This window comes from Yoonia sp., assembly GCF_965660735.1.
GTDB lineage: Bacteria > Pseudomonadota > Alphaproteobacteria > Rhodobacterales > Rhodobacteraceae > Yoonia.
In genome coordinates this window covers 17,391-39,267 of record NZ_CBFIBD010000012.1, presented here as the reverse complement: position 1 = coordinate 39,267, position 21,877 = coordinate 17,391, and the positions used below count along the sequence as shown (strand labels likewise).

The 21,877-nt window shown below is 58.8% G+C and carries 20 protein-coding genes; 9 read left to right on the top strand and 11 right to left on the bottom strand.

Features of this window, described 5'->3' with window-relative positions; all coding sequences use genetic code 11:
* Nucleotides 1-124: 124 nt before the first annotated feature.
* The gene (gene recA / locus ACTG4B_RS06815; protein ID WP_439154939.1) at nt 125-1,204 is read right to left on the bottom strand and encodes a recombinase RecA; all 1,080 of its coding nucleotides are present in this window, start codon (nt 1,202-1,204) and stop codon (nt 125-127) included.
* Nucleotides 1,205-1,398: 194 nt separating this feature from the next.
* On the opposite strand from recA, the gene ACTG4B_RS06810 reads away from it, so the two are divergent.
* Nucleotides 1,399-1,995: a gamma-glutamyl kinase gene (locus ACTG4B_RS06810; protein ID WP_439154938.1), complete on the top strand. Its 597-nt coding sequence runs from the start codon at nt 1,399-1,401 to the stop codon at nt 1,993-1,995.
* Between the two features lies 1 nt (nt 1,996).
* Here the strand turns inward: ACTG4B_RS06810 and glpK are convergent, their stop codons facing one another.
* Both glpK and glpD read right to left on the bottom strand, forming a co-directional pair.
* Nucleotides 1,997-3,493, bottom strand: a complete 1,497-nt coding sequence (gene glpK, locus ACTG4B_RS06805) for a glycerol kinase GlpK (RefSeq protein ID WP_439154937.1) — start codon at nt 3,491-3,493, stop codon at nt 1,997-1,999.
* Nucleotides 3,494-3,540: 47 nt separating this feature from the next.
* Nucleotides 3,541-5,082 carry a glycerol-3-phosphate dehydrogenase gene (gene glpD / locus ACTG4B_RS06800; RefSeq protein ID WP_439154936.1) on the bottom strand — a complete coding sequence of 514 codons (1,542 nt, stop codon included), beginning with the start codon at nt 5,080-5,082 and terminating at the stop codon, nt 3,541-3,543.
* A gap of 170 nt (nt 5,083-5,252) precedes the next feature.
* Between glpD and ACTG4B_RS06795 the strand changes: the two genes are divergently transcribed.
* The gene (locus ACTG4B_RS06795; protein ID WP_439154935.1) at nt 5,253-6,011 is read left to right on the top strand and encodes a DeoR/GlpR family DNA-binding transcription regulator; all 759 of its coding nucleotides are present in this window, start codon (nt 5,253-5,255) and stop codon (nt 6,009-6,011) included.
* On the opposite strand, the gene ACTG4B_RS06790 is transcribed toward ACTG4B_RS06795, so the two are convergent.
* On the bottom strand, nt 5,997-6,734 hold the full coding sequence (locus ACTG4B_RS06790) for an RlmE family RNA methyltransferase (RefSeq protein WP_439154934.1): 738 nt from the start codon (nt 6,732-6,734) through the stop codon (nt 5,997-5,999). The two genes, ACTG4B_RS06795 and ACTG4B_RS06790, sit on opposite strands and share 15 nt — an antisense overlap.
* A gap of 14 nt (nt 6,735-6,748) precedes the next feature.
* Nucleotides 6,749-7,861: a Ppx/GppA phosphatase family protein gene (locus tag ACTG4B_RS06785; RefSeq protein WP_439154933.1), complete on the bottom strand. Its 1,113-nt coding sequence runs from the start codon at nt 7,859-7,861 to the stop codon at nt 6,749-6,751.
* A gap of 248 nt (nt 7,862-8,109) precedes the next feature.
* On the opposite strand from ACTG4B_RS06785, the gene ACTG4B_RS06780 reads away from it, so the two are divergent.
* The 4 genes from ACTG4B_RS06780 to ACTG4B_RS06765 are packed head-to-tail and all read left to right on the top strand — an operon-like array spanning nt 8,110 to nt 10,719.
* The gene (locus ACTG4B_RS06780) at nt 8,110-8,406 is read left to right on the top strand and encodes a virulence factor (protein ID WP_439154932.1); all 297 of its coding nucleotides are present in this window, start codon (nt 8,110-8,112) and stop codon (nt 8,404-8,406) included.
* 41 nt (nt 8,407-8,447) lie between these two features.
* Nucleotides 8,448-9,389 (top strand): methylenetetrahydrofolate reductase, encoded by a 942-nt coding sequence (locus tag ACTG4B_RS06775; RefSeq protein WP_439154931.1) that lies wholly within the window; start codon nt 8,448-8,450, stop codon nt 9,387-9,389.
* Entirely contained in the window at nt 9,386-10,453 is a 1,068-nt protein-coding gene (locus ACTG4B_RS06770) for a methyltetrahydrofolate cobalamin methyltransferase (protein ID WP_439154930.1), read from the top strand. The genes ACTG4B_RS06775 and ACTG4B_RS06770 overlap by 4 nt, the downstream gene beginning before the upstream one ends.
* Nucleotides 10,454-10,488: 35 nt before the next feature.
* Nucleotides 10,489-10,719 carry an N-(5'-phosphoribosyl)anthranilate isomerase gene (locus ACTG4B_RS06765; RefSeq protein ID WP_439154929.1) on the top strand — a complete coding sequence of 77 codons (231 nt, stop codon included), beginning with the start codon at nt 10,489-10,491 and terminating at the stop codon, nt 10,717-10,719.
* Between the two features lie 34 nt (nt 10,720-10,753).
* Here ACTG4B_RS06765 and ACTG4B_RS06760 read toward each other — a convergent pair whose 3' ends face one another.
* From ACTG4B_RS06760 to ACTG4B_RS06735, 6 genes are all read right to left on the bottom strand, one after another.
* Nucleotides 10,754-11,521: an HpcH/HpaI aldolase family protein gene (locus ACTG4B_RS06760; RefSeq protein ID WP_439154928.1), complete on the bottom strand. Its 768-nt coding sequence runs from the start codon at nt 11,519-11,521 to the stop codon at nt 10,754-10,756.
* 72 nt (nt 11,522-11,593) lie between these two features.
* Nucleotides 11,594-12,685 carry an ABC transporter ATP-binding protein gene (locus ACTG4B_RS06755; RefSeq protein WP_439154927.1) on the bottom strand — a complete coding sequence of 364 codons (1,092 nt, stop codon included), beginning with the start codon at nt 12,683-12,685 and terminating at the stop codon, nt 11,594-11,596.
* Nucleotides 12,686-12,705: 20 nt separating this feature from the next.
* Nucleotides 12,706-14,352, bottom strand: coding sequence for an alpha-glucosidase (locus ACTG4B_RS06750; protein WP_439154926.1), 1,647 nt, complete (start codon nt 14,350-14,352; stop codon nt 12,706-12,708).
* A 68-nt stretch (nt 14,353-14,420) separates the two neighbouring features.
* Complete coding sequence (locus ACTG4B_RS06745; protein ID WP_439154925.1) at nt 14,421-15,599, bottom strand: carbohydrate ABC transporter permease; 1,179 nt, start codon at nt 15,597-15,599, stop codon at nt 14,421-14,423.
* A 29-nt stretch (nt 15,600-15,628) separates the two neighbouring features.
* Nucleotides 15,629-16,864 carry a carbohydrate ABC transporter permease gene (locus ACTG4B_RS06740; protein WP_439154924.1) on the bottom strand — a complete coding sequence of 412 codons (1,236 nt, stop codon included), beginning with the start codon at nt 16,862-16,864 and terminating at the stop codon, nt 15,629-15,631.
* An 84-nt stretch (nt 16,865-16,948) separates the two neighbouring features.
* Nucleotides 16,949-18,235 (bottom strand): ABC transporter substrate-binding protein, encoded by a 1,287-nt coding sequence (locus ACTG4B_RS06735; protein WP_439154923.1) that lies wholly within the window; start codon nt 18,233-18,235, stop codon nt 16,949-16,951.
* 280 nt (nt 18,236-18,515) lie between these two features.
* On the opposite strand from ACTG4B_RS06735, the gene ACTG4B_RS06730 reads away from it, so the two are divergent.
* Genes ACTG4B_RS06730 through ACTG4B_RS06720 form a run of 3 tightly spaced genes read left to right on the top strand, consistent with a single transcriptional unit; the run spans nt 18,516 to nt 21,876 of the window.
* Nucleotides 18,516-19,541, top strand: coding sequence for a LacI family DNA-binding transcriptional regulator (locus ACTG4B_RS06730; protein ID WP_439154922.1), 1,026 nt, complete (start codon nt 18,516-18,518; stop codon nt 19,539-19,541).
* Between the two features lie 18 nt (nt 19,542-19,559).
* Nucleotides 19,560-20,882 (top strand): GH1 family beta-glucosidase, encoded by a 1,323-nt coding sequence (locus tag ACTG4B_RS06725; protein ID WP_439154921.1) that lies wholly within the window; start codon nt 19,560-19,562, stop codon nt 20,880-20,882.
* Nucleotides 20,883-20,892: 10 nt separating this feature from the next.
* Nucleotides 20,893-21,876 carry a glucokinase gene (locus ACTG4B_RS06720; protein WP_439154920.1) on the top strand — a complete coding sequence of 328 codons (984 nt, stop codon included), beginning with the start codon at nt 20,893-20,895 and terminating at the stop codon, nt 21,874-21,876.
* Nucleotide 21,877: the final 1 nt, after the last annotated feature.

The following is a 21,877-nucleotide window of genomic DNA, read 5'->3' as shown; positions in this document are numbered from 1 at the left end:
GCGCCCCGCCACTGTCCACAGGCGCGCAACGAAAAAGGGTGCCGCACTTTCAGCACCCTTTCCCGGAATATTCTCCACCGCGATCAGCGATGCGGGCGTTTGTTGCAGGCGCCATCTGTGAATGTCATACCTCGACCAGATCATCCCCGGATCCACCCGCGCTGCCTGCCATGTCAAATTCAAGGCCGTGTGCCGCGCGGATCTTATCCTCGATCTCATTGGCGATATTCGGGTTTTCCTTGAGGAACAGTTTAGAGTTTTCACGCCCCTGGCCGATCCGTTCGTCGCCATAGCTAAACCATGCACCGGACTTTTCGACCACACCGGCCTTGACGCCCAGGTCCAACAATTCGCCGGTCTTGGAAATACCCTCGCCATACATGATGTCGAATTCCACTTGCTTGAACGGTGGGGCAACCTTGTTTTTCACGACTTTCACGCGGGTCGCATTGCCCACAATCTCGTCGCGGTCCTTGATCGCGCCGATCCGGCGAATATCAAGGCGGACAGAGGCATAGAATTTCAACGCATTGCCGCCTGTCGTCGTTTCGGGACTGCCGAACATGACGCCGATCTTCATGCGGATCTGGTTGATAAAAATCACCATGCAGCCAGATCGGTTGATCGACCCGGTCAGCTTGCGCATGGCCTGGCTCATCAAGCGAGCATGGACGCCGACAGAGCTGTCGCCCATGTCGCCCTCAAGTTCTGATTTGGGGGTCAGGGCAGCAACGGAATCGACCACCACCAACGACACAGCACCCGACCGCACCAGCGTATCGACGATTTCCAGCGCCTGTTCCCCGGTATCAGGCTGCGAAATCAGCAATTCATCCAGATTGACGCCTAGTTTTTTCGCATACTGCGGGTCCAGTGCGTGCTCTGCGTCAACAAAGGCGCAAACGCCGCCCTTTTTTTGTTCTTCCGCGATTGAATGCAGCGTCAGCGTTGTCTTACCCGACGATTCAGGGCCATAAATTTCAATCACGCGCCCCTTTGGCAGACCACCAATGCCAAGCGCGATATCAAGGCCAAGCGACCCTGTCGATGTCGCCTCGATATCGGCCATCTGGTTCTGGCCACCCAGCTTCATGATGGAGCCTTTGCCGAACTGACGTTCGATCTGTGCCAGCGCGCTTTCCAGCGCCTTTTCCTTGTCCGCGGATTTCTTGTCTGCCATTTTGAGAAGTTCTGCCGTTGCCATGTTTCCCGTCCTTATTTCATGCGCCCGACCGGGCGGCAATCATTGCTTTTGTTCTTATTGTGTTCTCATTATTCATGGGATCAAAACAGGAACATTGCAACCAGAATTTTACGGGTTCATCTTCGCCCAAGACTGGTTAAAGATTGGTTTACACCAGATGGCTTACCTCGACAGATACAAAGGTCGCGATCCAAATGCTTGTTTTTTCGAAGGAAAATCTTGTCATTCTAGCGGTTCCAAAGACCGGAACGACCGCGTTGGCAGGTGCATTGGCCCCGCGTGCCAGCATGGTTTTACGTGACCCGCCGCATCTGAAACATACGCCCTGCCGTCGCTACAACCGATTCCTGCGCCCCTTGTTGATGCAACCAGGCGGGCAAGCGCCCGAACTTATGGCCGTTGTGCGCCACCCGGTTGACTGGCTGGGAAGCTGGTTTCGTTACCGCACCCGCGATGCGCTGGCAGGTCATCCCAACAGCACCCGCGATGTCACTTTTGACGATTTCGTGCTGGAATATTGCAAGGCGCAACCGGCCCCGTTTGCCACTGTGGGATCACAGGCGAAATTCCTGCGCACCGCTGACGGGGAAATTGGTGTTGACCATTTGTTTCGCTACGAGGCGTGGGACAAGGTAATCCGTTTTCTGGACCAACGACTGCATATGCGGGTCGCACCGCAGCAAAAGAATGTTTCGCCCAGCATGGACCTGACCCTTTCAGCCACAGTAGCGGCGCAACTGCGCGACATACACCCCGATGAATTTGCCGTATGGCATGCAGCGCAAGCGTGATCTAGACGTCTGGCTTGCTCAGCGTGCGCGCAACCGCGTCCTGCCAGCCTTCGTAGCGGCGTTCGCGCGTTACCTCGTCCATCTGGGGCTTGAACCGCCGATCAAGCGCCCATTCGGCGGCAAACCCTTTCTGATCGGGATAGACCCCGGCCCGCATCCCCGCCAGCCAGGCCACGCCCATTGCTGTCGTCTCCAGCACTTTGGGGCGGTCCACTGGCGCACCGATGATGTCTGACAGGAACTGCATCGTCCAGTCTGATGCGCTCATCCCGCCATCGACCCGTAAAACACCATCTTTACCAGAGCTTTGCCAGTCGCTCTTCATCGCCTCCAACAGATCGCGGGTCTGGAAACCGACGCTTTCAAGCGCGGCACGCGCGAATTCGGCAGGTCCCGAATTGCGGGTCAGACCATAGATCGCGCCGCGTGCTTCGGCGTCCCAATAGGGCGCGCCAAGCCCTGTAAAGGCAGGCACCAGATAGAGTTCGTGCCCGAAATCCGCACTTTCGGCCAGCGTTTGCGTTTCGGCAGCGTCGCGGATCAAATGCAGCCCGTCGCGCAGCCATTGGACGACGGCCCCCGCGATAAAGATTGACCCTTCCAGCGCATATGTCGGCTTGCCATCGAACTGATAGGCGATCGTACCCAACAGGCGATTCTTGCTTTCGACAAGTGTTTCGCCAGTGTTGAGCAGGGCAAAACACCCCGTCCCATACGTCGATTTCAACATGCCCGGCCGGAAACAAGCCTGACCAAGCGTCGCCGCCTGCTGGTCCCCCGCGACGCCCAGAATGGGCAGCGCCTTGCCAAACAGCTCTGGTGCGGTCATGCCGAAATCGGCGGCGCAATCCTTGACCTTTGGCAGCATTGCCATCGGGATCCCGAAACGGGCGCAGATCGTGCTGCTCCATTGCCCTTTGCGGATATCATAGAGCATGGTGCGCGCCGCGTTGGTCGCATCTGTCACATGGTTGGCCCCGCCGGTCAGCTTCCAGATCAGGTAGCTGTCCACCGTCCCGAACAGCAGTTCGCCAGCTTCGGCCCGTTCCCGCGCACCGTCGACGGTTTGCAGGATATGGCGCAGCTTGGTCCCGGAAAAATAAGGATCAGCCAGCAGGCCGGTCTTGTGGGTAATCGTGGCTTCGAACCCTTCCTTGCGCAATTCCTGACAGAAACCCGATGTGCGCCGGTCCTGCCACACAATCGCATTGTGCACAGGTTTACCCGTGGTCTTGTCCCAGACCACTGTGGTTTCGCGCTGGTTGGTGATGCCAATGGCGACCACGTCGGCGGCGGACAGCTCCGCCTTGTCCAGCACCGCCTTGCAGGTCGCCACGACCGAGTTCCAGATATCCGCCGGATCATGTTCGACCCAGCCCGACTGAGGGAAATGCTGGGGAAATTCCTCTTGTGCGGTGGCTTTGACACGCATGTCCTTATCAAACAGGATCGCACGGCTGGATGTGGTGCCTTGGTCGATGGCCAGAATATAGGTCATGTTGTCCCCGCTTTTCGTCGCAGCATAGTGGTTTTTTGCCGCAGGCCTCAACCCGCCATATGGGCGTCAAGCGCCGCAATCTGATCGGGCGTCAGCCGCAGGCCCAGCTTGCTGCGCCGCCAAACGACATCTTCGGCGGTCTTCGCATATTCGCGCGCCATCAGCCACTTGACCTCTGCCTCGGTCAGGGTCGCGCCGAAATCTCGGCCCAGATCGGCAGAGTTTTTCGCGTCGCCAAGAATGCTGCGGGCTTCGGTTCCATACCCCTTTATCAGGCGCAACGCCCATGCAGGGGTCAGAAACGGATAGTCAGCCAGCAGGTCAGATACCAGCCTGTCGCGGTCACCAACCTTGAAATTCCCGCCGGGCAGTGGCGCATCCTCTGTCCAGGGCGAGGTCCCGCCGATCAGCGGTGTCAGTTTCCCCAGCGCGTTTTCTGCCAGTTTGCGATAGGTCGTGATCTTGCCACCAAAGACGTTCAGCAAAGGCGCACCATTGTCATCCAGCGAAAGTACATAGTCCCGTGTCGCCGCCGTCGCCGATTTCGCACCATCATCATAAAGCGGACGCACCCCGGAATAAGTCCACACGATATCGTCCCGCGTCACCGGTTTTTCAAAGTATTGCGAGGCAAAAGCGCACAGATAATCCTGCTCGGCCTCGGTTGCGACGGGTTTTGTATTCAGATCATCATGTTCCTGATCTGTCGTCCCGATCAGGGTAAAATCCGTCTCGTATGGAATGGCAAAGATGATCCGGCCATCTTCCCCCTGAAAGAAATAGGCCTTGTCGTGATCGAACAGCTTTTTGGTCACGATATGGCTGCCGCGCACCAGTCGCACGCCTTCGGACGTGTTTTGATGCGCCACCTGGCGCACGACATTTTCGACCCAGGGGCCGCCGGCATTGACCAGCGCGCGTGCGGTATGTGTGGATTGCTTGCCATTGGTTTCCGTAACGATCTGCCAATGTCCTTTGACACGGTCGGCGCTGATGACTTTGGTGCGGGTCATGATCCGTGCGCCATGTTCGGCGGCGTCACGGGCGTTCAGCACGACAAGGCGCGCATCCTCAACCCAGCAATCGGAATATTCATAAGCCTGCTTGAACTTGTCCTTCAGGGGCGCACCGACGGGCCGCCTGGTCAGGTCGACCACACGCGTCGCGGGCAGGATTTTCCGCCCGCCAAGGTTATCATACATGAACAATCCCAGGCGGATCAGCCAGGCCGGGCGGCGGCCCTTCATCCACGGCATGACCGTTGACAGCAGCCGCGATGTCGGTGTGTCGTTTTCGAACCGCATATCGGGGTGATAGGGCAACACAAACCGCATTGGCCAACTGATATGCGGCATGTTGCGCAACAGCACCTCGCGTTCGATCAGCGCCTTGCGGACCAACCCGAATTCGAAAAACTCCAGATACCGCAGCCCGCCGTGAAACAGCTTGGTCGAGGCGGACGACGTGGCCGACGCCAGATCATTCATCTCGGCCAGCCCGACCTTCAACCCCCGGCCCGCCGCATCACGCGCAATGCCGCAACCGTTGATCCCACCGCCAATGATAAAAAGATCGAAATCCGTTGCCATGATCCACCTCTTGATTTGCCAAAGGTGCTAGGCGCACCTCCAAGGGGCGGCAACCTATTGCTCTGTTCCTGTTCGCCATTCATCAAGCGAACCTGATCCGAATTGCCATTTGGCTATATATTCAATACAAAATTCCTGTCATCTTTTCGGTTATGCGAAAGAACGAACACATGGATACCGATGCACGCCACAGCCTGATCCGCGCGCAGGCACAAGCGAGCGGCAAGGTCATCGCCACAGACCTGGCCGCAGAAACCGGCATGGCCGTTCAGACGATCCGCCGCGATCTGCGGCAGCTTTGCGCCGCCGGTCTTTTGGAACGGGTGCATGGGGGCGCGGTTCTGCCGTCGGGCGTCAGCAATATCGGCTATGGCGACCGGCGAGCGTTGAACCGTGATATCAAGATCCGCATCGCACGCCGCACAGCGCGGCTGATCCCCGATCATGCGTCGCTTTTCCTTAATATTGGTACCACGACAGAGGCGGTGGCCCACGCCCTGCATGCTCATCGCAATTTGCTGGTGGTCACCAACAATCTGAATGTGGCCAATATCCTTGCCGGCAATCCCGGCTGTGATGTGGTGGTGGCAGGTGGCAGTCTGCGCCGGTCCGATGGCGGGCTGGTCGGTGATCTGGCGGCCATGGCGATTGACCGCTTCAAGGTCGATTTCGCAGTGATCGGGACCTCTGCCATCGACCTGTCCGGCGACCTGCTTGATTTCGACCCAGAGGAAGTCCGCGTCAGCCAACAGATCATCGCCGCTGCCCGCGCAACGATCCTGGTCGCCGACAGCAGCAAGTTCACCCGCAAGGCCCCTGTCAAGATCGCGTCATTGGCGCAGGTTGATCATTTCGTGACCGACCGCATACCGTCAGAGGCGTTGATAAACCGCTGTGCCGACTGGGGCACGCGATTAACCTTCGTCTGATGCGCCCTGTTCGCCCTTGAAACCCGTCGCCACCACGAATTTTTCAGAACTGTCCGACCGGGACGCGGGTGGTTTGACATTCGCGACCTTGGCAAAGCGGGATTTGAGCAGCTTTTGCAGCTCACCCTCGGCGCCGCCGGCCAGCACCTTGGCCACGAATGTCCCACCGTCCTCCAGCACGTCAAATGCGAAATAGGCCGCAGCCTCGCACAGCGCGATAATGCGGTTGTGGTCGGTCTGCTTGTGCCCCGATGCCGATGCGGCCATGTCGGACATCACAACATTAGCCTTGCCGCCCAGCCACGTCTTGACCTTTTCATCGGCGTCATTTTCCAGAAAATCCAACTGGTGAATTTCCGCGCCCGCGATCGGTTCAACCTCTTGCAGATCAACGCCCAGCACATAGCCCTGTGCCTTGCTCTTGCGGTCACCCAGCGTATTGGCGCGCTTGACCGCCACCTGCAACCAGCCACCGGGCGCACAGCCCAAGTCTACGATCCGGGCACCTGGCACCAGAAAGCGGTATTTGTCGTCAAGCTCCAATATCTTGTAAGCGGCCCTGCCGCGATACCCTTCGGCCTTGGCACGTTTGACATAAGGGTCGTTCAACTGCCGCTGCAACCATTGGGTCGAGCTGAGCTTGCGGCCGCGGGCGGTCTTGACCTTGACGGTCAGGTCGCGCTGTCCGCGTCCGGATGTATTCTTTGTCGGTTTCCTGGCCATGTTCCTGCTATCGTCTAAAAAGGTGTATCTTCCAAGACCCCATCCGCCGACATCTGCGCATAAAGCAAGCCTTCGCGCAGACCACGGTCCGCGACCGACAGCCGGTCGGTGGGCCAAAGCCGCATCAGCGCCTGCAAGATCGCCGAGCCTGACATGATAAGTGCCTGCCTGTCGCGCCCGATACGCGGGTCGGCCCGGCGGCCCGCCGGCCCCAGCGACAGGTAATCCCGGATCACCGTGTCAATCTGGTCGGATGTCATGCGCAACCCGTCCACCTTGGTCCTGTCATAGCGTTTCAGCCCCAGATAGCTGGCCGCGACGGTGGTCACGGTCCCGCTGGTGCCGATGATCTGGAACCCCTCGCGTGCCTGCGCTGCGGCGTATGGTGCAAATTCCTCAAGGTTTTCCTCGAAAAACCAGCTCATCAGGGCAAAGCGGGCGGCGTCATCTTCGACATCATGGAATTGGTCACGCAGTGTCGCGACACCCAGCGGCACCGAAATCCAGTCCACCACCTTGGCGGCAGCAAAGGGGCCAGGATCGGACTTGAACCCGGCATGCAGCCGCATGATCGCGCGGGGGCGTTCGCGTTTGGGCACATTGGTCAGGTCGATCCAGACCAGTTCTGTCGACCCGCCCCCGATATCGACCACCAGCAATTGTTCGGTATTCACGCTGACCAGCGGAGCACAGGAAATGACGGCCAGTCGCGCCTCTTCCTCTGGCTTGATGATTTCAAGCTGGAGGCCCGTTTCACGCCGCACCTGCGCGATGAAGTTGTCACCGTTCAACGCGCGCCTGCACGCCTCGGTCGCGACAAGACGCATCCGTTTCACACCGTGGCGGCGCAATTTGTCACGACAGATACGCAGGGCCGCAATCGTGCGGTTCATCGACGCGCGCGACAACCGCCCGGTGCTTTCCAGACCGGCGCCAAGCTGCACTGACTTGGCAAAACTGTCCACCACATGAAATTGGCTGCCCTTGGGTTGGGCAATCAACATGCGACAGCTATTCGTGCCCAAATCCAATGCCGCATAAAGCGTTGCCGGATCAGGCGGGGTTGGCGCGGGGGTTGCGACCACTTTGGGGAACGCGCCCGCACCAGTGGGACGCTTGGGCGCCATCTGTTACGCCCTCCATTTCGAGTTGCGTTCAAGCTATGTCGGCGCGCTGTCACGTGCAAGCCTTGTCAACGCGAAGGTGAATAGGTCGCATCTTGGATATGAGGAATTTGGGCCTGCGCCGCACTGGCGGGACGTTGCCGGGTTGGATATGCGGATGCAGTCGCTGAATGCGTCCGGCATGTCGAAATCCGACATCGGGACGCAAGAGCGGGTGCTAGAAGGATTGCAACGCAAGCAGGGGGAATCAGATGCCCGACGTCACCATTGTTTACTGGCGCGACATGCCAGCGCAGGTCATCGTTGGCCGTGGTCGGCGTGGCACGAAGTTGCCCCTGCCCGAACGGTTCGAACAGGCGATCGACCGCGCCGCGATGAAATCGGGCGCTGCGGAATCCGATGATTACATGGCCGGGTTCCGCAAGGCTGACCCCTTTCCCGCCGACGGCACCGACGCAGAGGCCGCAGCCGCGGCTGTTGCGCAAATCGATGCTGAATACGACACCGACCGGATCAAGGCGTTGATCGCCAACGACGGTTGGAATTGAAAACACCGCGCCCTTTCCCCGCCCGCATCACGGAGGCCATCATGTCCCTGCTTAATTTTCGCAAACCCAAGGAAGAAACCACCACGCCGGTCAATCCGCAGGTCGAGGCGTTCCTGAAGGATTATTCGATCGAGGTGATGCCGCGCACCGCCGAAAAGGTCGATGATTTCCGCGACCTACTGCCCGCAGGCACCCGCGTCTATATCGCCCATATCGAGGGCACGCCGATTGACGACATGGTCGCCACCGCAAAACGGCTTGCCGCCGATGGCTATAACGTCATGCCGCATTTCCCCGCCCGCATCATCAAGGACCGCGCAACGCTGGCCGACTGGATCGCCCGTTACCAGGGCGAGGCGAATGTGAAACAGGCGCTGCTGCTGGCCGGCGGCGTCACGACGCCGCACGGCGATTTCAGCGATTCCATGCAGTTGATGGAAACCGGGCTGTTCGACAAGGCCGGGTTCACACGCCTGCACGTCGCCGGCCACCCCGAAGGCAACCGCGACATCGACACGGACGGCAAGCGCCTGAAAGTGGACGCGGCCCTGCGTTGGAAAAACGATTTCCAGTCGCGCACCGATGCGAAAATGGCGATCGCCACGCAATTCGCATTTGAAGCACAGCCGATCATCGAATGGGCCGACAGCCTGAAATATGCAGGCATCACTCTGCCGATCCATATCGGCATCGCCGGGCCCGCCAAGCTGCAAACGCTGATCAAATTCGCCATCGCCTGTGGTGTCGGCCCGTCGTTGAAGGTGTTGCAAAAGCGTGCGATGGATGTGACCAAGCTGTTACTGCCATATGAACCCAACGACGTGATCGCCGAGCTGGCCGCCCACAAGGCCGAAAACCCGGATTTCAACATCACCAACGTCCACTTTTTCCCGCTTGGCGGCATCAAGACCAACGCCAACTGGGCCATCGCACACGGCGGCGCATCCGCTGTGCCTGCCTCTCACCTCAAGGACCGCTCATGACCCGCACCATCGTCGAATCCAAGACCAAGACCGCCATCATCGGCTTTGACCAGCCGTTTTGCGTGATCGGTGAACGGATCAACCCCACAGGCCGCAAGATTCTGGCCGCCGAACTGGAACAGGGTGATTTCAGCCGGGTCGAGGCAGACGCGATTGCACAGGTCGCCGCAGGTGCGAATGTGCTGGATATAAACTCTGGTGCGGTTTTTTCCAACAAGATGGCCGAAGACCCGCGTTACGCCGACAACAACTTTGTTGAACCGCCGCTGATGACCGAACTGGTCAAGCGGGTGCAGGCCGTTGTCGATGTGCCGCTGTGCATCGACAGCTCTGTGCCCGGCGCGCTGGAAAACGGCCTGGCCGCATGCGAAGGCCGCCCGCTGCTGAATTCCGTCACCGGCGAAGAAGAGCGGATGGAACTGGTGCTGCCGCTGGTCAAGAAATACAACGTGCCCGTGGTGGCTATTTCCAACGACGACACCGGCATTTCCGAAGACCCCGACGTGCGCTTCGCCGTCGCCAAGAAGATCGTCGAGCGTGCGGCTGACTATGGAATCCCCGCGCATGACATCGTGGTTGACCCGCTTGTCATGCCAATTGGTGCAATGTCCACTGCCGGTTTGCAGGTTTTCACGCTGGTGCGCCGGTTGCGCGAAGAATTGGGTGTCAACACGACTTGTGGGGCCTCCAACATCAGCTTTGGTCTGCCCAACCGCCACGGGATCAACAATGCGTTCCTTCCCATGGCGATGGCCGCGGGCATGACAAGCGCGATCATGAACCCTGTCGCCCTGCCCGTCGGCCCCATCAAGATCGCCGAGAAAAAGGCAGAACTTGCGGCCGCCGGGATTATCCTGCCCGATGATATCGACGATGAAACATTTGTGGCGCTGCTGGGAATGGGATCGACCAAACCGCGCGCGGGATCGGAAATGGAAGCCATCCGTGCAGCCAATTTCTTGACCAACAACGACCCGTCGGGTGCCGACTGGATCCGTTTCAACCGCGCCCCCGTGAAAGAGGGCGAAGGCCGCGCGCGGACAGGTCGCCGCCGCCGGGCATAAACCCGGAGTTAACCTTTATGGGGTCGGATGGGGGCATGCATATGCCTCTCCGCCCCCATGACCCCCAGCTATGGATCGATCAGCTTTTTTCAGCCAAGGCGGCCCAGTCCGGCGGCGTCGTCCGGCGCAACAAGATCTGGGTCGCGCGTGAAATAGGGCGTGCCCGGTTCGAGGATGAGGTCCGCAAACGCGGGTTTCATCTGATTGAGACAACACAACAGCTGGTCGTCATCTGCAATCCGGGATACATCCGGCTGGTTTTCTGAAAAAGAATTTTCGCGAAAATTCTCGGCCAACAGATCACGGTCTGGCGCTTTGCAGCAGATCTTCCAGCGCTGATCGCAGCACCACCATGTCACCCCCCAGCCCAAGAAAGGTGACACCTTTTCTGGAATAATCCGCAAAACGTGCCCGGTCAAAGGTGATGATCCCCGCGATCTTGCCTGCGGCAAGCGTGCGTGCGATCATATGGTCAATCGCGGCCTCCACCTCTGGATGATCGGGTTGACCTGGATATCCCATATCCGCCGACAGGTCCGCTGGCCCGACAAAGATGCCATCAACCCCCGGCGTCGTGGCAATGGAATCAATATTTTCCACCGCCACAGCACTTTCGGCCTGCACCATCAGGCAAACCTGTGCATTGGCAGTGTGTGGATAATCGGCAATTGCCCCATAGCGTGACGCACGCGCCAGCACCGCGCCCATGCCCCGTATCCCGTCGGGAGGATACCGCATGGCGCGGGCCATTTCGGCAGCCTTGGCCGCATCATCGACCATTGGCACCAGCACCGTTTGCACACCAAGGTCCAGCGCCTGCTTGACCATCCATACCTCTGGTGCGGCAACCCGCACCACGGCAGCCGTGCCCGCCGCCGCAAGTGCCTGCAACTGCGGGAGCATCTGTGCGACGGTATTCGGGCCATGTTCCCCGTCGATCAGGCACCAGTCAAACCCGACCCCACCGGCCAGTTCAGCCACAACAGGCGATGCGCCAGCCAGCCACAACCCATACTGTGATTGCCCGGCCCTCAAAGCGGTTTTTAGTTTATTTTCAGGGTTTTGCATCTCTTGAGCCTCGCAGGTGATTACCACGCCGATGCCACCACATCGGCGCGATCCCTGCAAGCCGGAAACCGGCTAGCGGTAATAAAGCGACTGACCATTTTGAAATATTTGCACTTTCTCGGGGTCCGCCGCCATACGCACCGATTTTCCCCTCAGTTCGCCATGAATCCCCGGCAACTTGCCGATCACTGCGTTATTGCCGCCTACCTTGTCGAAATACAAAAGCGTCACCTCGCCCAGTGCTTCGGTGATATTGACCTTGCCTTCAAAGGCGTAATCATCACCGTCGCTTTCGATCATATCTTCGGGGCGTATACCCACGTTGACCTTAAGCCCCTTGTCAGAGGCCTGGGTGGGCACAGCGGATTTGACCAATCCGCCCCCATCAAGTTTCACGGTTGTCATGCCGCCCGTTTCAACGATTTCGCCAGACAAGAGGTTCATCGCCGGGCTGCCGATGAACTGGGCCACGAATTCATTTTCGGGACGTTCATACAACTCCAGCGGGGTGCCGACCTGTGCGATGCCCTTGTTTGCCAGCACCACGATGCGGGTCGCCAGCGTCATCGCCTCGACCTGGTCATGAGTGACATAGATCATCGTGCTGTCCGGCATTGATTCCTTGAGTTGCGCAATCTCGATCCGGGTCGCCACGCGCAGGGCCGCATCAAGGTTCGACAGCGGTTCATCGAACAGATAGACCTTGGGATCACGCACGATGCTCCGCCCGATGGCGACACGTTGCCGCTGCCCGCCCGACAGGGCCTTGGGCAGCCGGTCAAGGTATTCGTCCAGTTGCAGGATCTTTGCGGCGCGGGCAACGGCCTGTTCGATCTCTTGGGGCGATTTCTTGGCGAGTTTGAGCGCGAACGCCATGTTGTCGCGCACCGTCATATGCGGATAGAGCGCGTATGATTGGAAAACCATCGCGATCCCGCGCTGCGCCGGTGGCACGTCGTTCACGACCTGCCCGTCGATTTCCAGCGTGCCGCCAGTGATCTTTTCCAGCCCTGCGATCATCCGCAACAGCGTGGATTTGCCACAGCCGGACGGCCCGACAAAGACGATCAATTCACCTTTCTTGATGTCCAGGTTGATATGTTTGAGCACATCGACAGTGCCGCCATAGGTCTTGGCAACATCCGTCAGTTTCAGATCGGCCATGTCTCACTCCCCTTTTATTTTTATGTCTTCAGCGCAAGACAGACTTGCCACGGTCCCAGATACAGCCGCCCATCCGCCGAAGGATGCGCACTGCCCAGCTCGGCCCCGATCGGGGTCCAGTCACCGGCGGGCAAATCTATGTCAGACGGTGTTTCGCTGACGTTGAAGGCACAGAATATCGCCTGATCGCCCAGCGAACGTGTGAAATAAACCACGTCGCCCCTAGCGCGGATCTTGTCCAGATCACCCTGCATCAACGCAGGATGGTTGCGGCGGAATGCGATCGCCTTGCGGTAATGGTGCAGGATCGCGCCCGGCTCGTCCTCTTGGCTGGCAACCGACAGGTGATAGTGCTCGGGTGCGACCGGCAACCACGGTTTATGCGTCGAAAAACCACCGTTCAGATTGTCGCTTTCCCAGACCATCGGGGTGCGGCAGCCATCGCGGCCCTTGTATTCGGGCCAGAATTCAATGCCGTAGGGATCTTGCAGGTCCTCGAACGCCACGTCTGCCTCTGGCAGGCCCAGTTCTTCGCCCTGATAGAGGCAGACCGAGCCACGCAGGCACATGATCAGCGTTGCGAACATACGCTGTGCTGCCGGTGTCATATCCCAGCGGGTGGTGTGCCGGGCGACATCGTGGTTCGAAAACGCCCAGCAGGCCCAGCCATCCGATGCGACCTCATCCACCTCCTCCATCACGGTGACGATCCGTTTGGCGGTGGGCTGGTCCTTGGCCAGAAATTCAAAGGCATAACACATCTGCATCAGATCGTCGCCTTTGGTGTACTGGCCCATGATCTCCAGTCCGCGCTGCGCATCGCCCACCTCGCCGACGGCGGCGGCACCAAAGGGTTCCATTACCGCCCGCAACCGGCGCAGAAATTCCAGATTTTCCGGCTGGTTCTTGTCGTACAGATGTTCCTGATGGTTATAGGGGTTCACCGACGGCGCAATGGTGGCATTGCGCTTTTCCTTGGCCAGTGGTGGATTGTCGCGCAACTGCTTGTCGTGAATATAAAAGTTGATCGTATCCAGCCGAAACCCATCGACACCGCGATGCAGCCAGAAAAGGGCAACATCCAGCAGCGCCTCTTGCACCTGCGGTTCGTGAAAGTTCAGGTCCGGTTGCGAGACAAGAAAATTATGCATGAAATACTGTTCGCGCCGCGCATCCCACTGCCATGCGGACCCGCCAAAGATCGACAGCCAGTTATTGGGCGGGGTGCCGTCAGGCTTGGGGTCGGCCCAGACGTACCAATTGGCCTTGTCATTGGTGCGGTCGACGCGGCTTTGCACGAACCACGGGTGCTGGTCGCTGGTATGGCTCAGCACCAGATCGATCATCACTTTCAGGCCCAGCCGGTGCGCGGTATCCACGACCGCATCGAAATCAGCGATGGAACCGAACATCGGGTCCACGTCGCAATAGTCGCTGACGTCATAACCGAAGTCCTTCATCGGCGACATGAAGAAGGGTGAAATCCAGATCGCGTCCACACCAAGCGAAGCGATATAGGGCAGCCGCTGAACGATCCCCAACAGATCGCCAATGCCATCGCCATTGCTGTCCTGATAGCTGCGCGGATAGATCTGATAGATCACCGCACCGCGCCACCAATCCTTGTCAATTACTGTCTGGGGTTGCTGCGCGAGCGCCACATTCATTGTCGTTTTCCTTATTTGGCCCTGGGCCTGTTATACCCTGCCCCGGATCACCCCCGGGGCCGAAGCTCTTATTTCACCGACCCGGCCAGCAGACCGCGCACAAGGTATTTCTGCATCGCAAAGAACACCACCAACGGCACCGAGATCGACACAAAGGCAGCCGTTGCCAGAATTTCCCAATTCCCGCCCCGCGTGCCCAGCAACTCGACGATCTGGTTGGTCATGACGGTCGTTTGCCCCGAACTGTCGATCAGGAATACCTTGGCCACAAGCAGATCGTTCCATGTCCACAGAAACTGGAAGATCGCGAAGGATGCCAGCGCCGGAAAGGACAGAGGCAGGATTATCTTGGTGAAAATCTGAAATTCGGTCGCGCCATCCACGCGCGCATTTTCGATGATATCGCGCGGCAGCCCGACCATGTAATTGCGTAACAGATAAACCGCGAGTGGCAGCCCGAACCCGGTATGCGCCAGCCAGACCCCCAAATACCCCTTGCCGATGCCGATTCCCAGATGCAGCCGCAACAGCGGGATCAGCGCCAGTTGCAGCGGCACTACCAAAAGCGCGACAACACAGGCAATCAGGATTGCACGACCTGCAAAATCCATCCATGCCAACGCATAGGCGGCAAATGCCGCGATCACGATGGGAATGATCGTCGCCGGGATCGTCACGGTCATGGTGTTGAAAAACGCCTTGGCCATGCTGTCGGTGCTGGCCTCGCTGGCCAGAACGGTCTCATAATTGCCAAGCGTGAATTCCGGCGGTGTTGTCGCCGTTACAAACGCACGCTGACCACGCCCCGAAAGTTCATCCGTTCCCGTCCAGACGTAATCGCCATTTGCCTGCACCGTGATCGTTTCACCATCACCCAGATCTGCGGTCTCTCCGGGCTGATAATCGGCAATCGCGCGGCTGGATGTGCCCCAGACGCTGATTTCCGCCTCGCTCGCGTCGGCGGATGCCGCCATCCCTTCGACGACGAACAGGTTGCCGCTGACGGTGTAAACACCATCCACCAGTTGCTGCACGCCGTCGTCATCGGGATCGGCAGTGCGCAGCGTCAGGTTCTGTTCGGTCGGAAACAGGGCCTGCCACCAGCCGGAACTGGCGATCTGATCGGCGGTGCGAAAGGACGACACCAGCAACCCGACCGTCGGAAACAGCCATAGCGCCACCAATAGAACGACCGAGATATGCACCGCCCAGGTCAGGCTTGATTTCGTGCCGGCAATGTTATCCATGATTTGCTCCTATGCAGTCGCGGGCCATATCAACGCATTTCCTTGCGGGCGTTATAGACGTTCCAGATCAGGATCGGGCTGACCAGCAGCATGATCACCATCGCACTGGCAGAACCAACACCCCAGTCGTTCGCACGGAACAGCTTGTCATACATGTAATTTGCCAGAACCTGCGTTTCCCACTGGCCGTTGGTCATGGCAAACACAATGTCGAACACCTTGAGAACGACCAGCGTGATCGTTGTCCAGACCACGACGATGGTGCTGGCGATCTGCGGCATCTTGATTTTGAAAAAGACCTGAAACGGGTTTGCGCCATCGACAATCGCGGCCTCGATGGTTTCCTCGGGGATACCACGCAGGGCCGCCGACAGGATCACCATTGCAAAACCGGTCTGGATCCAGATCAGGACGATCATCAGAAAGAACGAGTTCCAGAATGGAATGGTCAGCCATGTCTGCGGCACGCCGTAAGGGAATGACGCGGTGCCAAGCCCCAAGATGGACTGCACAGACTGCACAATCAAAAAGGCGGCACCCAGCCCTGCCACGATACGCAGCGGGATACTCAGGGTGCTGACCTTTTGTCCTTCGGGCTTGATCACCGGGCGCATCAGGCTCCACCCGACGTAGGCCGCAACCATGGCAAAGATCAGCAGGATACAGATCGGCACCAGCCGCAGGATCAGGAACGACCCCGCGCCACCATCAAATTGCAACCAGACTGCATTCAGCACACCGATCTGGTTTTGATCGACAGGCCGGGTGTCATAAATGAGTTTGAAAATCACAGAGGCCCCGACAAAGGAAATCGCCATCGGCATGAAAATCATCGACTTGGCGATGCTGCCCCATTTGATCCGGTCGGTCAGCTGTGCGGCCAGCAGCCCAAAGGCGGTGGATGCCGCCGGCACCACGATCAGCCACAGAATGTTGTTGCGCAATGCTTCCCAGAACTTGGGTTCGTCGAACATCTGGCTGTAATTTGCGAACCCGACAAAGGCACCGCCCTGATCCCGGTCGGTCACGGAATACCACAGCGTCGCAAACACCGGATAAGCTAGGTAAAGACCCAGCGCGAAAATCGCGGGAAACAGGAAAATCCAGGGCCGGATCAGGTTGGCGCGATTGATATTGCGCCCGGCATGTTCACCCTTGGCCGGGAACAGCACCTTGTCCAGCAACTGGTTGGAAAAATAAAAATACCCGAGGCATCCACCGACGCCGATAATGATCGTTGCAAGTCCCAGCAGTGCAGCGTCCATAGTCCCCTCCCCGAAACGATGTGTCTGGTGGGATCAGCCCGGGACGTGGCCCGGACTGATCCATCATGTCATCAAAGCAGACGCTTACTTGATCGCGTCCCAGGCATCCTGCACGGATGCGGCCACCTCGGCTGCGGGTGTGCCACCGGCATAATCGACCATGCCGGTCCAGAATGCACCGGCACCGATCGCACCCGGCATCAGGTCGGATCCGTCAAACCGGAAGGTTGTCGCACCCAGCAGAATGTCGTTCAACCCGCGCGAAGTATCGTCGATGAACTTGGCAGTATCGACACCTTTGTGTGGTGTCAGGAAGCCGCCGTAAGACATCCACACTTCATGCGCTTCGGGCTGGCGCAGGAATGCGATCAACTCTTGCACACCGGGGCCGGGGTTTGTGATGGCGAACAAGGTGCCCGCGCCCAGAACCGGCGATCCCAGATCCTTGCTTTCGTAAGCAGGGAAGTAGAAGAAATCGACGTCTTCGCCAATTTCGGTGCCTTCAGGGAAAAACGCCGGGATGAACGATGCCTGGCGGTGCATGTAGCACTGTGGCGGGCTCGAGAACATGCCCTTGGGGCTGTCACGGAAATCAGTCGTGGCAACGGCACCGGCACCACCGGCAACGTAATCGTCGTTCCGGGCGAATGCGCCGAATTCGTCGATTGCCGCAATCACTTCCGGGCTGTCGAATGGCAGTTCGTTCGTGACCCATGCGTCATAGATTTCAGGCGGCTGCGTGCGCAGCATCATATCCTCGACCCAGTCGGTCGCAGGCCAGCCTGTCGCCGCACCCGACCCCAGACCGATGCACCATGGTGTTTCACCATCGGCCACGATCTGATCGGACAACGCCTTCAGCTCTTCCATGGTCTGCGGAATCTCGTATCCGGCATCCTCAAAGTTTTCTGGGCTATACCAGACCAGCGATTTCAAATCGACGCGAAAGAACATGCCGTAAAGCTGCGGATCGCCGTTTTCGTCCGCATATGTCCCCAGATCGACCCAGGATTGCCCGGCGGCATAGTTTTCCGCAATCCATTCTGCCGACCCTTCCTCCAGCGGCGTCAGGAACCCGCGCGAGGCAAGGTCAGAGGCCAGACCGGGCTGCGGAAAGACCGAGATGTTCGCGGCAGAACCAGCTTCGGCATCAATGATGACCTGCTGCTCAAAGCTGTCGGACCCGACATAGCTGACGTTGGCGCCGGTTTGCGCCTCGAACAGGTCAAAGATTTCATTCACGATTTCTGCTTCGGGGCTAAGCCAGGTGCCCGAAACGGTGATATCAACCCCGCTCAGGTGCCCCTCTGCGTGGACAGCGCCCGCACAAAGGGCGACTGCTGCCGCGGTGGCATACAGTTTGGTTTTCATTGGTATTCCTCCCTATCGCGCAACTTGCGCAACTATCGTTTGCACTCAAAATGCGTTCGTTTTCATCACTAACACCTTCGGAATCACTTCCCAAAGCGCTTTGACTATGGCTACAGTTGTTCAAGTTGCCCGTTCTGTCAACAACGGACTGTTAGCGCAAACGCCTATTGGTTTTTGATGTCGAAGCAGATACGAAAACGATTACGGGATCAGATCGTCGTCCGTCAGGCGGCACAGGAAAGGGCCGCTGCAAACTGCACCGGAAACTGCGAATAACGCCATGAACCTTAAAGAACTATCGCAAAATCTGGGGCTTAGCCAAACAACCGTCAGCCGTGCGCTCAATGGATATCCAGAGGTGAACAGCGCGACCCGTCAACGGGTCGAGCGAGCCGCGCAGCAGTTCGGCTACCGCCCGAACATCCGCGCCAAAGGGCTTGCCACCGGGCAGGCGCTGGCCATTGGTCACGTGATACCAATTGGCACGACACCGGAAATGGTCAATCCGGTCTTTGGTGATTTCATTGCCGGTGCCGGTGAAACCTATTCCCGCAATGGCTATGAAATGATCCTTTCGATCATTGACGGTCGCAACGAAGACAACATTTATCGTGGGTTAAAGGCACGGCGTGCGGTGGACGGGGTGATCGTTCACGGCCCGCGCATTTCGGAACCGCGGGTGGAACTTTTGCAAGAAATCGATCTGCCTTTTGCTGTTCACGGGCGGACCGGCCACGTTGAAAAACCGTTTACGTGGCTGGACGTGAATAACGAGGAGGCCTTTGCCGAAGCGACAGGTTATCTTCTCGACCTGGGCCATCGGCGGATCGGGCTGGTCAACGGACAGGAAAAACTGGATTTTGCGCACCGGCGACGTGCCGGTTATGTGGCGGCGCTAACATCACGCGGCATCGTGCCTGATCCGGCGCTGATGCATTCCAACCAGATGACCGAAGTCATCGGTTATGAAAGCACCTGCCAGATGCTGGCACTGACCGCCCCGCCGACCGCCATTATTTGCGCCTCGCTTGTTTCGGCCCTGGGGGTGCGCCGCGCAGTCGAGGAACAGGGCCTTGTCATGGGGCGCGATGTGTCGATCATCACCCATGACGATGCGCTGTCGTATCTGCAAAACGGCGGCGACACACCGATTTTCACCGCAACACGGTCATCAGTGCGCGATGCAGGCCGGCTGTTGGCCGACATGCTTCTTTATGCCATCACCCATCCCGATGAACCGCCGCAAAACAAACTGTTGACTGCTGAACTCGTGATCGGTCGCTCGACCGGCCCGGCCCCCAGATAGGGCTATGAAAGGAAAAAGATGAAATTTACACGCGCCGATTTCCCCGATGGTTTTCTGTTCGGGGCCGCAACCGCCGCCTATCAGATCGAAGGGCACAGCTTTGGCGGGGCCGGCCCGACACATTGGGATACATTCGCCAAAGGCCCCGGCAACGTGGTCCGGGCGGAGGATGGTGCGATTGCCTGTGACCATTACCACCGCTACGGCGAAGATCTTGATCTGCTGCGCGACGCCGGCATGGATGCTTACCGGTTTTCCACATCCTGGGCGCGGGTCATGCCCGATGGTCGCACCGTGAATCCCGCGGGGTTGGATTTCTACGATCGGCTGGTCGATGCGATGCTGGAACGCGGGCTGAAACCGTTCCAGACCTTGTATCATTGGGAACTGCCTTCGGCGCTGGCGGACAAGGGTGGCTGGATGAACCGCGACACGGCGGAATATTTTGGCGATTTCACCGATGTGATCACCGACCGGATCGGCGACCGGGTGACGTCGATCGCGACGATCAACGAACCGTGGTGCGTGGCCTATCTGTCGCATTTTCTGGGTCATCACGCGCCAGGTTTGCGCGACATCCGCGCCGCTGCACGTGCGATGCACCATATCACACTGGCGCACGGGATCGGCCTGTCGCGATTGCGCGCCAAAGGAATGGAAAACTGCGGTATCGTCTTGAACTTTGCCCACACCGAACCCGCCGATGACAGCGCAGGCGCGGCGCGTGCCGCTACACGGCAGGACGCGATCAACAACCGTTGGTTCATCGAGGCGATCACCAAAGGCACTTACCCGGCCGAAGCGCTCGAAGGATTCGGGCCGCATATGCCCGCAGGCTGGCAGGATGACATGGCGCTGATCAGCCAGCCGATGGATTTTCTGGGCGTCAACTATTATACCCGCGAAATGGTCACCACCGATCAAGGTGCCCCTTGGCCACAGATCACCGGCAGCGCCGGACCGGGCGACAAGACCCAGATGGGGTGGGAGATCTACCCAGATGGGCTGCGTGAAGTTCTGGTGCGTATGGCGCGGGACTACGTGGGTGATCTGCCGATCTATGTGACCGAAAACGGTATGGCATGGGATGACACCGTTGAAAACGGTGCGGTCTACGACCCTGTGCGCACGGCCTTTGTCTCTGATCATTTCATGGCAGCCAAGCAGGCCATCGCCGAAGGCGCAAATGTGCAGGGCTTTTTCTATTGGTCGCTGCTGGACAATTATGAATGGGCTTTCGGCTATGAAAAACGGTTCGGGATGGTGCATGTGGATTTTGACACCTTGAAGCGCACGCCCAAGGCATCCTATCACGCGCTGAAATCCGCAATTTCCAGATAAGGGGCCGGGCATGGGTCATCCAGCGAACATATATTCCCTCGTGGCCGATATCGGCGGCACCAATACCCGCGTCGCGCTGGCCGACGGCAGGCGGATTATCGCCCCGACGATCCGGCGCTATGCAAACACGGATTTTCCGGGGCTCGAATCCGTTTTGCAACGCTTTATCGCCGATGAAGGCGGGGTCGATCCCAAGGCAGCCTGCGTCGCGGTGGCAGGGCCAGTGCGCGACGGGCGCGCGACGATGACCAATCTGGACTGGACCATCGACAAGGAAACGCTGGCGCGTGCGACAGGTGCCGAGACCGTTGCGATCCTGAACGATCTGCAAGCGCAGGGCCATGCCCTGGGACACATCGACCCGTCCAATATTCGCAATATCCTGCCCGGCCAGCCTGCACAGCCCCATGCCGCCAAACTGGTTATCGGCGTGGGCACCGGGTTCAACGCCGCACCTGTTTTCGATCTGGAACAAGGCCGGATCGTAACACCATCCGAGAGCGGCCATGCAAACCTGCCGATCCGCGATGAAATGGAATTGCGCCTGTGTCAGTTCGTATCGACCGCCCATGGATTTCCAGCGGTCGAGGACGTGTTGTCAGGGCGCGGGCTGGAACGGGTCTATGCCTTTCTTGGCCGCGAGGCAAACGACCCGCGCGAATGCGCGGCCAAGGATATCATGGCCGGCTGCGCCGATGGCCGCGACGACCGTGCGATTGCCGCGGCACGGCTGTTTACACGGATGCTGGGCACGGTTTGTGGTAACCTTTCGCTGATCCAGCTGCCGTTTGGCGGGGTGTACCTCGTGGGTGGGGTTGCACGCGCGTTCGCGCCGCATCTGTCCGGCTTTGGCTTTGGTGATGCATTCCGCGACAAGGGCCGTTTTGCGGGCTTCATGGGGAATTTTCCGGTGAGTGTGATCGAAGACGATTATGCCGCCCTGACCGGCTCTGCGGCCCATCTGGTCGGGCTGACCGGCGATACGACCGACTGAA